At 69.2% G+C, this 11,733-nt stretch carries 10 protein-coding genes; 5 read left to right on the top strand and 5 right to left on the bottom strand.

The window, feature by feature from the left end:
• Position 1 precedes the first annotated feature (1 nt).
• Positions 2 to 595 (bottom strand): acetate uptake transporter, encoded by a 594-nt coding sequence (locus tag JWP54_RS02425; RefSeq protein WP_297366709.1) that lies wholly within the window; start codon positions 593 to 595, stop codon positions 2 to 4.
• 160 nt (positions 596 to 755) lie between these two features.
• Between JWP54_RS02425 and JWP54_RS02420 the strand changes: the two genes are divergently transcribed.
• A complete protein-coding gene (locus JWP54_RS02420; RefSeq protein ID WP_297366707.1) occupies positions 756 to 1,985 on the top strand; it encodes a DUF4192 family protein in 1,230 nt (409 codons plus the stop codon).
• A 3-nt stretch (positions 1,986 to 1,988) separates the two neighbouring features.
• Here the strand turns inward: JWP54_RS02420 and JWP54_RS02415 are convergent, their stop codons facing one another.
• The 3 genes from JWP54_RS02415 to JWP54_RS02405 are packed head-to-tail and all read right to left on the bottom strand — an operon-like array spanning position 1,989 to position 4,348.
• Complete coding sequence (locus JWP54_RS02415; protein WP_297366705.1) at positions 1,989 to 2,402, bottom strand: VOC family protein; 414 nt, start codon at positions 2,400 to 2,402, stop codon at positions 1,989 to 1,991.
• A gap of 33 nt (positions 2,403 to 2,435) precedes the next feature.
• Positions 2,436 to 3,860: an aspartate aminotransferase family protein gene (locus JWP54_RS02410; protein ID WP_297366703.1), complete on the bottom strand. Its 1,425-nt coding sequence runs from the start codon at positions 3,858 to 3,860 to the stop codon at positions 2,436 to 2,438.
• A gap of 5 nt (positions 3,861 to 3,865) precedes the next feature.
• Entirely contained in the window at positions 3,866 to 4,348 is a 483-nt protein-coding gene (locus tag JWP54_RS02405; RefSeq protein WP_297366701.1) for an Lrp/AsnC family transcriptional regulator, read from the bottom strand.
• 211 nt (positions 4,349 to 4,559) lie between these two features.
• Between JWP54_RS02405 and JWP54_RS02400 the strand changes: the two genes are divergently transcribed.
• The 3 genes from JWP54_RS02400 to JWP54_RS02390 all read left to right on the top strand — a co-directional run bounded on the left by JWP54_RS02400 (position 4,560) and on the right by JWP54_RS02390 (position 9,179).
• Positions 4,560 to 5,492: a protein phosphatase 2C domain-containing protein gene (locus JWP54_RS02400; RefSeq protein WP_297366699.1), complete on the top strand. Its 933-nt coding sequence runs from the start codon at positions 4,560 to 4,562 to the stop codon at positions 5,490 to 5,492.
• A gap of 109 nt (positions 5,493 to 5,601) precedes the next feature.
• Positions 5,602 to 6,150, top strand: a complete 549-nt coding sequence (locus JWP54_RS02395; RefSeq protein ID WP_297366697.1) for an FHA domain-containing protein — start codon at positions 5,602 to 5,604, stop codon at positions 6,148 to 6,150.
• Positions 6,151 to 6,251: 101 nt separating this feature from the next.
• A complete protein-coding gene (locus JWP54_RS02390; RefSeq protein WP_297366695.1) occupies positions 6,252 to 9,179 on the top strand; it encodes an FtsK/SpoIIIE domain-containing protein in 2,928 nt (975 codons plus the stop codon).
• 12 nt (positions 9,180 to 9,191) lie between these two features.
• On the opposite strand, the gene ald is transcribed toward JWP54_RS02390, so the two are convergent.
• Positions 9,192 to 10,307 carry an alanine dehydrogenase gene (ald, locus tag JWP54_RS02385; protein WP_297366693.1) on the bottom strand — a complete coding sequence of 372 codons (1,116 nt, stop codon included), beginning with the start codon at positions 10,305 to 10,307 and terminating at the stop codon, positions 9,192 to 9,194.
• A gap of 207 nt (positions 10,308 to 10,514) precedes the next feature.
• On the opposite strand from ald, the gene JWP54_RS02380 reads away from it, so the two are divergent.
• A complete protein-coding gene (locus JWP54_RS02380) occupies positions 10,515 to 11,729 on the top strand; it encodes a PotD/PotF family extracellular solute-binding protein (RefSeq protein ID WP_297366691.1) in 1,215 nt (404 codons plus the stop codon).
• The last annotated feature ends 4 nt before the right edge of the window (positions 11,730 to 11,733 follow it).

Raw genomic sequence — 11,733 nt, 5'->3', positions numbered from 1 at the left:
GTTACTTGGCGGGCCAGACGGGAAGGGCAGCGCGTCCCGCGGTGGCGTTGTAGACCACGGCGAAGGAGCCGTACCAGGCCAGCAGTGCCGTGAGGATGCCGAACCAGCCGCCGAGCTGGTGGATCGCGGTGATCCCGGTGAAGGCGCCGAGCGCCAGCAGGATGAACGTGATCGACAGTACGACGAAGACTATGAAGATCGACCCGTTGGTCTTCTTGGCGGCCACGGTCATGTACGCCGTGAAGATCGCCCAGGCGAGCAGGAAGGTACCCATGCCGGGGGCGCCGGCCACGATGTTCCCACCGGTGCTTTCCAGGTACCAGAAGGACAGCCAGAACGCGCCGAACGAGGTGAACGCGGTCGCGCCGAACGTGTTGCGGTTGTGCAACTCCCAGATGCCGGCGATGACCTGGGCGACACCGCCGTAGAACAGGGCGAGGCCGAGGACCGCGGCGTTGGACGGGACGATGCCGGTGTTCGACATACTGAGGACGAAGGTGGTGAGCGCGAAGGCGCCCAACCCGAGCGCTCCCGGATCGGCCAGGGCGCCATGGGCCGTGACGGGCGGTGCGGAAGGTGCTGTCAGGTCGGCCACTGGTGCCGCCGGATTTGTTCTATTAATCTGAGTCATTTGGTTCCGAGATTATCAGCCGGGCCGGAACGCCCCGTCCCTGCACAGGCGTCGACGGCACGCACTCTGCACAGGTCGTGGTCCGCTTCCGCGCCCGCGGCAGGTTCGGGCGCAGGGTGGCCGCATGAAGAAGACACTCGTGAAGACCCCGACCCCACAGGATTTCCTCGCCCTCGTGCCCCAATTGGTGGGCTTCCTGCCCGAGACCAGCCTGGTGCTCGTCGCGTTTCGCGGTAACCGCACCTGCGGTGCCCTGCGGTTCAACCTTCCCCCCGGCGAAGCCGACGCCCACCAGTTGCGCCGCATCGCCGGCACCCTGCTCGGCACCCTGTGCAAGATCCCCGGCGTCGATGCCCTCGTGCCGGTCGTCTACACGGAGGAGAACATCGGTGAGGGAGCCGGAGTCGCTGCCGATCTGCCCCACGGCGCCTTCCTGGCGGCGATCCGGCACCGGGCGGAGCAGTCCGGCTTCCTGGTGCGCGACGCCCTGTGCGTCGCCGCCGACGGCTGGACGTCCTACCTTGAGGCCGACGAGCCCGGCGCCCAGCGCGGCCGAAGACTTCGGCACCCGTTGAGCGACATCGCCGAGTCGCCGGTGAACGATTCGATTCCGGGCAATGCCCGCAGGGACCTGGCCCGGGTGCACACCGGGGCCGACCTGCCCAAGGTCGACCTGGCCACCCGGGAGCGCTGCGCCAGGCGGTTGGCGCGCTACCAACGCCTCGGCCCGGACATGGGTCCCATCCCCGAACTGATCGAGATGGTGGGCGACATGCTGGACCCGGTCGGAACCGCCGAGACTGCCTTGAGCCTTGACCCGGCGGACCTCAGCATCGATGAGGTCGCCGCGCTCCTGTTCCTCATGCAGGGACCGGCAACGCGTGACCAGATGATGCTGCAGTTCGCCTTCGGGGAGGAGGAGGGCCGGCGCAGCCACGCGCTGAACCGGCACTACGCCCAGCGGCAGCGTGAGACCGGCCTGAGCATGGACGACCTCGTCGCGGCGGACATGGCCGCCGGCCGGGCGTTCGAACAATCGACGCCGACCACCGGTGACCTGATGCTCGGCGACAGCCGCGACCGGCCGGACCCGGAGCGCATCGTCCGCGGTATCGGGCTGCTCAAGCTGCTCGTCGCCATGGCGCCGCGCTCGGCGAGGCCGGCGCCGCTCTGCATGCTGGCCTGGCTGAGCTGGGCGCTCGGCCAGGGTTCTGTCGCGGGTATCTACATCGACACGGCGCTCGACATCGACGCCGACTACGGCATGGCGCTGTTGCTGCTGCAGATGATCGGCACCGGGCACCTGCCGGACTGGGCGTTCGCCGTACCCGGCGACGCCACAGTCGTGCCCTGACCGTTACGAGGCCGCCGGCGCCTGCGCGATGCGGACCGTGTTGCCCGACGGGTCGCGGAAGGCACAGTCCCTCGGGCCCCAGGGTTGATCCATCGGTTCCTGGAGCACCTCGGCGCCGGACGCGCGTACATTCTCGAAGGTCGCGTCGACGTCGTCGGAGCTGAAAACGAGCATGGGCAGGACGCCCTTGGAGAGCAACTCCTGCAACGCGTCGCCGTCGACCGGCGAGCGGCCGGCATGCGGCTCGGAGAGAACGATCCCCAGCCCGGGCTGTGCGTTGCTACCGAGCGTGACCCAGCGGTACTTACCGGAGGAAACATCGTTCATCACCTCGAGGCCGAGCGCATCCCGATAGAAGGCCAGCGCTTCATCGACGTCGGCGACAGTGGCGTTGCAGTACTGGAGTGAGATTGTCATAGTGAGGAATCTAGGCCGGGCACCAGCCCGCGCCTAGAGGTGCTTCGGCGCCTCCGACAGGACGCCATACAGGATGTCGCCGATCTCGCGGATCTCGGCTGGGCCGATGGTCAGGGGCGGCGCAAGCTGCACAACCGGGTCGCCGCGGTCGTCCGCCCGGCAGTACAGTCCCGCGTCGAAAAGGGCCCCGGACAGGTAGCCGCGCAGGAGCCGCTCCGACTCGTCATCGGTGAAGGTCTCCTTGGTGCTCTTGTCCTTGACCAACTCGATGCCGAAGAAATACCCCTCGCCGCGCACGTCGCCCACGATCGGCAACGCGAGTAGCTTCTCGAGCTCGGCGCGGAAGACCGGCGAGTTCTCCCGCACGTTCTCGTTGAGGTTCTCCTCCTCGAAGATGTCGAGATTGGCCAGTGCCACCGCGGCCGACACCGGATGGCCGCCGAAGGTGTAGCCGTGATAGAACGCGGTGTCACCGTGCTTGAACGGTTCGTAGATGCGGTCGCTGATAATCGTGGCACCGATCGGCGAGTATCCGCTCGTCATCCCCTTCGCGCAGGTGATCATGTCGGGTTCGATTCCGAAGGTCGTCGACGCGAACATGTTGCCGATTCGGCCGAACGCGGTGATGACCTCATCTGCCACCAGGAGGACGTCGTACTGGTCGCAGATCTCCCGAACCCGCTTGAAGTAGCCCGGCGGCGGCGGGAAGCAGCCGCCGGAGTTCTGCACAGGCTCCAGGAACACAGCGGCCACGGTCTCCGGACCCTCGAACTGGATCATCTCCTCGATGCGGTTGGCCGCCCACAGGCCGAACGCTTCCACGTCGTCGCCGTGGCCGGAGCCCATCTCGTCTGCGCGGTAGAAGTTGGTGTTCGGCACCCGGAACCCGCCCGGGGTCACCGGCTCGAACATCGCCTTGAGAGCCGGGATGCCCGTGATGGCCAGGGCGCCCTGGGTGGTGCCGTGGTACGCGACGGAGCGGGAGATCACCTTGTGCTTGGTGGGTCGGCCCTGCAGCTTCCAGTAATACTTCGCGAGTTTGAATGCGGTCTCGACGGCCTCGCCACCGCCGGTGGAGAAGAAGACCCGGTTGAGGTCGCCCGGCGCCTGGTCGGCCAGCCGGTCGGCCAGCTCGATGGCGCTCGGGTGGGCGTAGGACCAGAGCGGGAAGAACGCGAGCTCCTCCGCCTGCTTCGCGGCCGCCTGGGCAAGACGGGTGCGCCCGTGCCCGGCGTTCACCACGAATAGTCCGCTCAGGCCGTCGATGTACTGCTTCCCGGTGGAGTCCCAGATATGGTGACCGAGGCCCTTGGTGATGATGGGCACGCCCTGGCCGGATTCCATCACGGACTGCCGGGCGAAGTGCATCCACAGATGGTCCTTCGCCTTCTTCTGCAGATCGGCGTTCTCGGCGTCGGTGTAGACGCGCGCGCCGGTGGCCTGGTCGGTCGTGGTCATCTCGGTCACCGTGTTCCCCAGTTGTACAACTGTTTGTGAAGCTTGAGATAGACGAAGGTCTCGGTTGAGGAGACTCCGTCCAGATTGCGGATTTGCGCGTTGAGCAGCTCGATCAGCTCGTCATCGTTCTCACAGACCACCTCGGCAAGGATGTCGAAGGAGCCCGCGGTGAGCACCACGTAGTCGACGGCGGGGATCGCAGCGAGGGCGTCGGCCAGCAGCCGGGTGTCGCCGGAGGCCCGGATACCGATCATCGCCTGCCGGTAGAAACCCAGCTGCATCGGGTCGGTCACCGCGACGACCTGCATGACCCCGGCCTCGGTGAGCTTCTGCACCCGCTGCCGCACGGCGGCTTCGGAGAGGCCGACGGCCTTGCCGATCTCGGCGTACGAGCGCCGGCCGTCCACCTGGAGTTGTTCGATGATCTTCTTCGACACCGCATCCAGTTGCGCTGGTTTACCCGCACTGCCGCGTCCGCTGCTGCTCATGACCCGATTGTGACAGTCGAAGCGCCCGTCGGCAAGTGAATCAGTTGTGAGACGATACTCGTACAACTGATTCCCCTCAAGCGCGCGGTTCTCTCGGCTGGGCGGCCGGTAAGACGGCGGACGGCAGGGGCGGTAACCTGATCGAGATATCTTCCAGTGGGCGCAGTGTCGTTCGCTGCGTTGCCGCACGTTCGTCCGGAAGGCACCACCCGTGACCCAGATAGGTCAAGGCTCATCCAGCCACACGATCGCGCTCCCCGCCGTGAACAAGTCCGTAACCCTGGCGTGGGCCGCACTGACCGATGTCGGCCATCGCCGGGAAGTCAATGAGGACAGCCTGGTCGCCCGGTCGCCGATCTTCGCGGTGGCCGACGGCATGGGCGGCCACTCCGCGGGCGATGTCGCCAGCAATGCCGTCGTCACCCGACTGGCCGAAGCCGCCGACGCCGCGGCCCCCGGTGAGACGGTCACCGCTGAGGCCATCAACACCGCCCTTGGCCTCGCCGTCGCCGATATGAAGGCCGGCGAAGGTGTCACCGACCAGGGCACCGGCACCACCGTCACCGGCGTCGCCCTGGCCATCGTGTCGGATGCGCCGCAGCTTATTTCGTACAACATCGGCGACTCCAGGGTCTACCAGCTCACCGGCGGTGTGCTCGAACAGGTCACGATCGACCACTCGGTGGTGCAGGAACTCGTCGATGCGGGCCGGATCACCCGCGAAGAGGCCGACGTCCACCCGCACGGTAACGTCATCACCCGCGCCGTCGGCTTCCACGAGCCCCCGGTGCCCGACTACCGGATCCTGCCGGTCTCGCCGGGCCAGCGCATCCTGGTGTGCTCGGACGGGCTCACCAAGGAACTGACCGCGTACGGCATCCGGCATTTCCTGATGACGAACCCGCGGGCAGAGGATGCGGTGGCGGCACTGGTGACCGCCGCACTGGAGAACGGCGGCCGCGACAATGTGACGGCGATCGTTCTCGACGTGCTGAGCGTCGAGAGCCTGACGGGGCAGGCGGACCAGTCAGAGCCGCCCGTCAGCGCCGCCGACCGGACCGACCCGGCCGGCCCTTCCAACCCTTCCGACCCGGCCGACCCGGCCGACCCTGCCAACCTGGCGGATACCGGCCCGTTGGGCTGAGCCGGCGCGGCAACGGCGGGCGGTCGCTACGCTGAGAAGAGGACCGGGCGGGCGGTCGCACGATGGGCAGGCTGAGGGGACCTGGCGGAAGCAGGAAAGGAATGAACGTGTGAACTGCCAGATCTGCGGCGAACACCTGCCTCGGGGTGCCATGTTCTGTGGGGGCTGCGGCAGCTCGACCACCGCCACGCCGGCCTCCCGTAAACGCGCCGATCCCCGCCCCAGCGACACCACCATCATCCAGCCGCTCCCGCCGCGCTCCACCGTGATCTCCGTGCCGTTCTGGCCGGCCGGGCCCAACGAGCCCGCCGCCGCACCGGCCGAGGCCCTGCGCACCCGGTACACCCTGCAGTTCAGCACCGGTGAGACCGTCTCCGTGCGCGGCACCGGCCTGATCGGCCGGCGTCCGCTGCCGCAGCCCACCGAAACGTTCGACCACCTGATCCAGATCACCGACCCGGGCCGGTCGGTGTCGAAGAGCCACCTCGAATTCGGTCAGCACGACGGCGAGTTCTGGGTGAACGACCGGTTCTCCGGCAACGGCACAGTCGTACTCCAGGCGCCGGCGAGTGCTGTGCGCTGCGAACCGGGTCAGCGCTACCCGGTCGCCCGGGGTTCGATAGTCGAGATCGGCGACCAGCACTTCGTGCTCAGGTAACACCCCGGTACGGCGCTCCTCCACACCCTGCGGGGCACCGTGTTTCGCACCGGGCGGGTCCCGTCCACGAGCACAGCGCGGGGGAGGGGTCCACTGGACGTATGACCGCCGTTGCCGATCCGCCGCCTCGCCCGGTGTCTCCCGCCACCCGGATGCCGGCCCTGCCTGCCGCGCCGACCCGGCCCGGGTTTCCCGTGCTGGCCTGTATGGCGCCCCTGGTCGCCGCCGGCCTGATCTGGTGGGTCACCGGCTCAGTGTTCGTGCTCGTGTTCGCGGCGCTCAGCCCCGTGATCGCCGTCGCCGGGCTTCTCGACGGGCGCCGGTCCTCCTACCGGCAGCGCCGCCGCGACGCGGCCGGGTATGCGGCAGCGATGGCCGAGGCCGGCGACGCGGTCGACGAACGACTGCAGCAGCTGCGCCGGGACGCCTGGCGCGCGGTTGCGTCCCCGCACCGCATCCTCGGCAGCCCGAACGACCCCGACCGGTGGGCGGACACCGAGCCCGTGTCCGTGGTGCTCGGCGCGGGGGAGACCCCGAGTGGCCTGAGGCTCGACGGCGGGCAGGGTCGGCCGGAGCAGACGGAACTGCAGGCTCGTGCATCCGTTCTGAGTCGCGCCCCGATCACCGTCGACCCCGCCGGAGGGATCGGGCTGATCGGCCCGCCGGTTCTGGTGCGGGCCCTGGCCCGCAGCCTTATCGTCCAGCTCACCGGGCAGCTGAGCCCTGGAGCGCTCGGCGTCCGTACGCCCGCCGGCGATGGCTGGGACTGGGCGCGCGCGCTGCCGCACGTCGGACGGGGAACTCCCGGCCGCCGGCTCACCGTGACGGAAGGCGGTGACCTCCGGCCGGCGGTCGCGGTCGGTGGCATCCGGCTCGCCCTGGCCGATGCCGGGGCGCGGCTACCGCCGGGACTGGCCACCATCGTCTCCGTGCACGGGGCCGCCCAGGGCGAGATCATCCGAGCGCCGGGGCATCCGGCCGGTCTGGAGTTCACCCCGCTCCTGCTCGCCGAACGGCAGACGGATGGATTCGCAGCTCAGCTCACGCTGGAGGCCGCCGCTGCCGGGCTGGGCGCAGCCGGGGCTGCCCTGCCCGACACCGTCTCGTTCGAGTCGTTGAGAAACGAGTCGTCGAGCGCCCAGACGGCGGGCCGATCGGTGGACGGCCCGGGGCCGGGGAGCCTCGACTGCGTGATCGGCCGGGGAGCGGACGGCCCGTTCAGTGTCGACCTCGCTGCCGACGGGCCGCACGCCCTCATCGGTGGCACGACGGGCAGCGGCAAGAGCGAACTGCTGGTCACCTGGGTGACCGCGATGGCGGCCAGGTACCCGCCGAGCCACGTCACGTTCCTGCTGGTGGACTTCAAGGGCGGCGCCGCCTTCGACACCGTGCGGGAGTTGCCGCACTGCGTCGGGCTGATCACCGACCTCGACGAGCGGGAGGCGATGCGCGCCCTGGCCAGCCTGACCGCCGAGCTCCAACACCGCGAGCGGGTGCTCAGGGAAGCGGGGGCCCGCGACGTCACCGACCCGCGCGGAGCGGGCCGGCTGGCTCGCCTGGTGATCCTCGTCGACGAGTTCGCGACCATGCTGGGCGCGTTTCCGGCTCTGCACGCCGTCTTCGTGGACATCGCGGCCCGGGGCCGGTCGCTGGGCGTGCACCTGGTGCTCTGCACGCAACGGCCGGCCGGGGTGGTGCGGGACTCGCTGCTGGCCAATTGCAGCCTCCGGTTCTCCCTGCGGGTGAACAACCGGGCCGACAGCCAGGCGGTGCTCGGCTCGGATGCCGCGGCCCAGGTCGACGTCGCGCTGCCCGGCCGGTGCGTCATCGGCCGAGGCACCGCTGCCGTGCAGTCCTGCCAGGTGGCCACCACCACTGACGCCGACGTCCGTGCCGTGTTGCGGGACAGCCCCGTCGGCCCTGCTCCGCGCCGGCCCTGGCTCGATCCCCTGCCGGACCGGGTGACCACCGCGGGGCTGGCTCTGCTCGTGCCGGGCGGTCGTCCACCGGACCTGCTGCTCGGGGTGCTCGACGAGCCCGACCGGCAACGCTACCGCGCAGCCGGCTACGACCCGACGGTCGACGGCAACCTCCTCGTGGTGGGCGGCCAGGGTGCCGGTAAGTCGACCGTCCTGGCGGCGCTCGCCGCGCAGGCGCCGCAGCGTACCGAACTGGTTCCCGCCGACGTCGAGGGCACCTGGGACGCCCTCGTGCGGGCCAGGAACGACCTCGACGTCCCGGACGGAGGGGCGGCGGACCGCTTGCTGCTTCTCGATGACGTCGATTCGGTCCTGGCCCGCTGGGGTGAGGAACACCGGGCGGCGGCCCTTGACCTGCTCACGGGGCTGCTGCGCGACGGTGCGGCCGCCGGGCTCCGCGCGGTGGTGACCGCCCAGCGCGTCACCGGGGCGCTGCAGGCGTTGCCGGCGCTCTGCCCGAGCCGGCTGGTGTTGTGCCTGCCCAGTGTGTACGAGCACCAGGCCGCGGGAGAACCGGCGGCCGGTTACGACGGCACGCTGCCGCCGGGCGGCGGCACCTGGCGCGGCCGGCGGATCCAGCTCGTGCTGCCGGAGGGTCCCGGCCACGCGGGCCACCGGGACCACGAGGCGGCCCAGCGGCTGGTCGAAGCGGTCCCGTCGGTGTTGGCTGCCGCGGCGACGCCCATCCTGATCGTCGTCGCCGGGTCGGCGACCCGCACCAGCACGACGCTGCGGGCGGCGCGCCCGCCGCACTTCCCCGACATTCTCGACCTCGGCGCGCTCGCCGGAAACCGACCGGGCGAACGTCTCGAACTCGCCGAGGTGGGCTCCGGAACCGTGCTGATCGCCGATGTCGACACGTGGCAGGCGCACTGGCCGCTGTTGGCGGGGTTGCGGCAGCGCGCGCCAGTGCTCTTCGACGGCTGCAGCATCGCCGACTTCCGCACCATCACCCGCCGGCGAGACCTGCCGCCGCCCCTGGCCTCGGCCAGGGCCAGGGGCTGGCTTCTCGGCCTCGACGGCGTCGTGCGCCGGGTGAGCGTGCCCTGACCGGGACTCGGCTCAGCCCAGGACCTCGGCCAGGGTCCGCGACGGGAGCGCGTGGGCGGTGGCGACCGGCGCATTGGTAAGGGTGCCACGGTGGGCGTTGAGACCGAGCGCGAGCGCCGGGTCGGCGCGGAGGGCATCGGCCCAGCCGAGCCTGGCGATGGCCCGCACGTAGGGCAGGGTGGCGTTGGTGAGCGCGTACGTCGATGTGCTCGGAACGGCGCCGGGCATGTTGGCGACGCAGTAGAACAGCGACCCGTGCACCCGGAAGGTGGGCTCGGTGTGAGTGGTGGGATGCGTGTCGGCGAAGCAGCCGCCCTGGTCGACGGCGATGTCCACGAGCACGCTGCCCGGCTTCATGCGGGAGACGAGCTCGTTGCTGACCAACTTGGGCGCCTTCGCTCCAGGGATCAGCACCGAGCCGATCACCAGGTCCGACTGCACCAGGGCGGTGTCGATCTCGAAGGCGTTGGACGCGATGGTCTTCACCCGGCCGTAGTACTGGGCATCCAGCTCCCGCAGCCGGAATAGGTTGGTGTCGAGCACCGTGACCTCTGCGCCGAGGCCGACGGCGACTTGCATGGCGGCGGTCCCGGCCACGCCGCCACCGAGCACGGTGACCCGGGCGGGGTGGGTGCCGGGCACGCCGGGAACGAGGAGACCTGGGCCCCCGTTGGGTTTCAGCATGGCGTTGGCGCCCACGATCGGAGCCAGTCGCCCGGCTACTTCACTCATCGGCGCCAGCAGCGGCAGCGCCCGGCTGGGCAGTTGCACGGTTTCGTAGGCGATCGCGGTGACGCCCGCCGCCAGCAGGGCCTGGGTGAGCCCGGGCTCGGCGGCCAGGTGCAGGTAGGTGAACAGCACCAGGTCGTCCCGGAAATACCGGTACTCGCTCGGCACCGGCTCCTTCACCTTGAGCAGCAATTCCGCGGCGGCCCAGGTCGACTCGGCATCGGGCAGAATCGTCGCCCCGGCGGATCGATACTGCTCGTCGCTGATCGTGGACCCGGCACCCGCATCGCTCTGGATCAGCACCTCGTGGCCATGCAGGACCAGGTCGTGCACGCCGGCCGGGGTGATCGCCACCCGGAACTCGTTGTCCTTGATCTCGGATGGAATAGCAACTCGCATGATGCTCCTGAGCCTGAAGGGGACTGCCTGAGGATGCACAGCCTACTGGGGCTGGTGCCACGTTTTCCGAAGGTGCTCGCCCGTCACAAACGACGATATCGGTTGAAAATTGCGAGAATGTTAACGTTTTGATCATTTCATGGCGCGTCAGGCTCCGTCTGTGTCAGTATCGGTCCACTCGACACGCAGAATGCAAGGAGACCGCCCATGGCGCCCAGGCCGATGCCCGCAGACCCGATGATCCAGCAGCTCATCCGCCAAGCCCGGCAGGCGCAGCTCGGCCGCCGGGCCCTGTTGACCGGCGCGGGAGCCTCGGCAGCGGCGCTGGCGCTCGCCGCATGTTCGACCGGCGGCGCCGCCCAACCGACCGCCGCGCCCGACAAGTCCGACAGTGACAAGACACTGCGCTGGGATAACTGGGCGCTCTACATCGACGTCGACGACTCCGGGGACTATCCGACCCTCGACGCGTTCACCGAGGCGACCGGCATCAAGGTCGCGTACACGGAAGCCGTGGACGACAACAGCACCTACTACGGCAAGGTCAAGGACCAGCTGGCGCTGGGCAAGGACATCGGCGCAGACGCCGTCTGCCTGACCGACTGGATGGTGGGCCGGCTCGCCCGAATCGGCTATCTACAGGAACTGGACCACAGCAACATCCCCAACCTGGGCAACCTGTTGCCCACCCTGAAAGACGTCGATTTCGACCCCGGCCGGGCACTGTCAGTGCCGTGGCAGGGCGGTCTGACCGGGATCTGCTGGGACAAGGAGCAGTTCCCGAACGGCATCACGAGCGTGGCGGAGCTGTGGAGCAACGCGGACCTGAAAGGTCGGGTCGGTGTGCTCTCCGAGATGCGCGACACCATGGGCCTGATCATGCTCGACCAAGGCGTCGACATTGCCGGTGACTGGGGCGATGACGAGTTCACCGTCGCGATCGACGAACTCAAGAAGCAGGTCAGCGACGGCCAAGTGCGCAATATCAAGGGCAACTCGTACAAGGAAGACCTGGTCAACGGCGACACGCTCGCCGCCATCGTCTGGTCGGGCGACATCGTGCAGCTCAACGCTGAGAACGGCGACAAGTGGGGATTCGCGGTGCCCGAGAAGGGCGGCACCATCTGGAACGACAACTTCGTGGTGCCGATCGGCTCCGCCCACAAGGCCAACGTCGAAGAGCTGATCAACTACTATTACGACCCGGCCGTGGCAGCCGAGGTCGCCGCGTACGTGAACTACATCACCCCGGTCGCCGGCGCCAAGGAGGCGGCAATGGAGATCGACCCCGAACTGGCCGAGAACCCGCTGATCTTCCCGGATGACGCCACCCTCGCCAAGGCCAAGGTGTTCCGCACCCTCAGCGGCGCCGAGGAGCAGACCTACGGGGCGCAATTCCAAAGCATCCTGCTGGGAGCCTGACCCG

The sequence above is a fragment of the Cryobacterium sp. genome (assembly GCF_025463825.1).
In the GTDB taxonomy this organism is placed as follows: domain Bacteria; phylum Actinomycetota; class Actinomycetes; order Actinomycetales; family Microbacteriaceae; genus Cryobacterium.
Note: the sequence above shows the minus strand (reverse complement) of the source record. Positions and strands in the feature narration are given on the sequence as shown.

Excerpts from the sequence above, each read along its gene's own strand:
- JWP54_RS02405 (WP_297366701.1), bottom strand. The coding sequence starts at position 4,348 with ATGAGCAGCAGCGGACGCGGCAGTGCGGGTAAACCAGCGCAACTGGAT.
- JWP54_RS02380 (WP_297366691.1), top strand. The coding sequence starts at position 10,515 with ATGGCGCCCAGGCCGATGCCCGCAGACCCGATGATCCAGCAGCTCATC.
- JWP54_RS02390 (WP_297366695.1), top strand. The coding sequence starts at position 6,252 with ATGACCGCCGTTGCCGATCCGCCGCCTCGCCCGGTGTCTCCCGCCACC.
- JWP54_RS02415 (WP_297366705.1), bottom strand. The coding sequence starts at position 2,402 with ATGACAATCTCACTCCAGTACTGCAACGCCACTGTCGCCGACGTCGAT.
- JWP54_RS02420 (WP_297366707.1), top strand. The coding sequence starts at position 756 with ATGAAGAAGACACTCGTGAAGACCCCGACCCCACAGGATTTCCTCGCC.
- ald (WP_297366693.1), bottom strand. The coding sequence starts at position 10,307 with ATGCGAGTTGCTATTCCATCCGAGATCAAGGACAACGAGTTCCGGGTG.
- JWP54_RS02410 (WP_297366703.1), bottom strand. The coding sequence starts at position 3,860 with ATGACCACGACCGACCAGGCCACCGGCGCGCGCGTCTACACCGACGCC.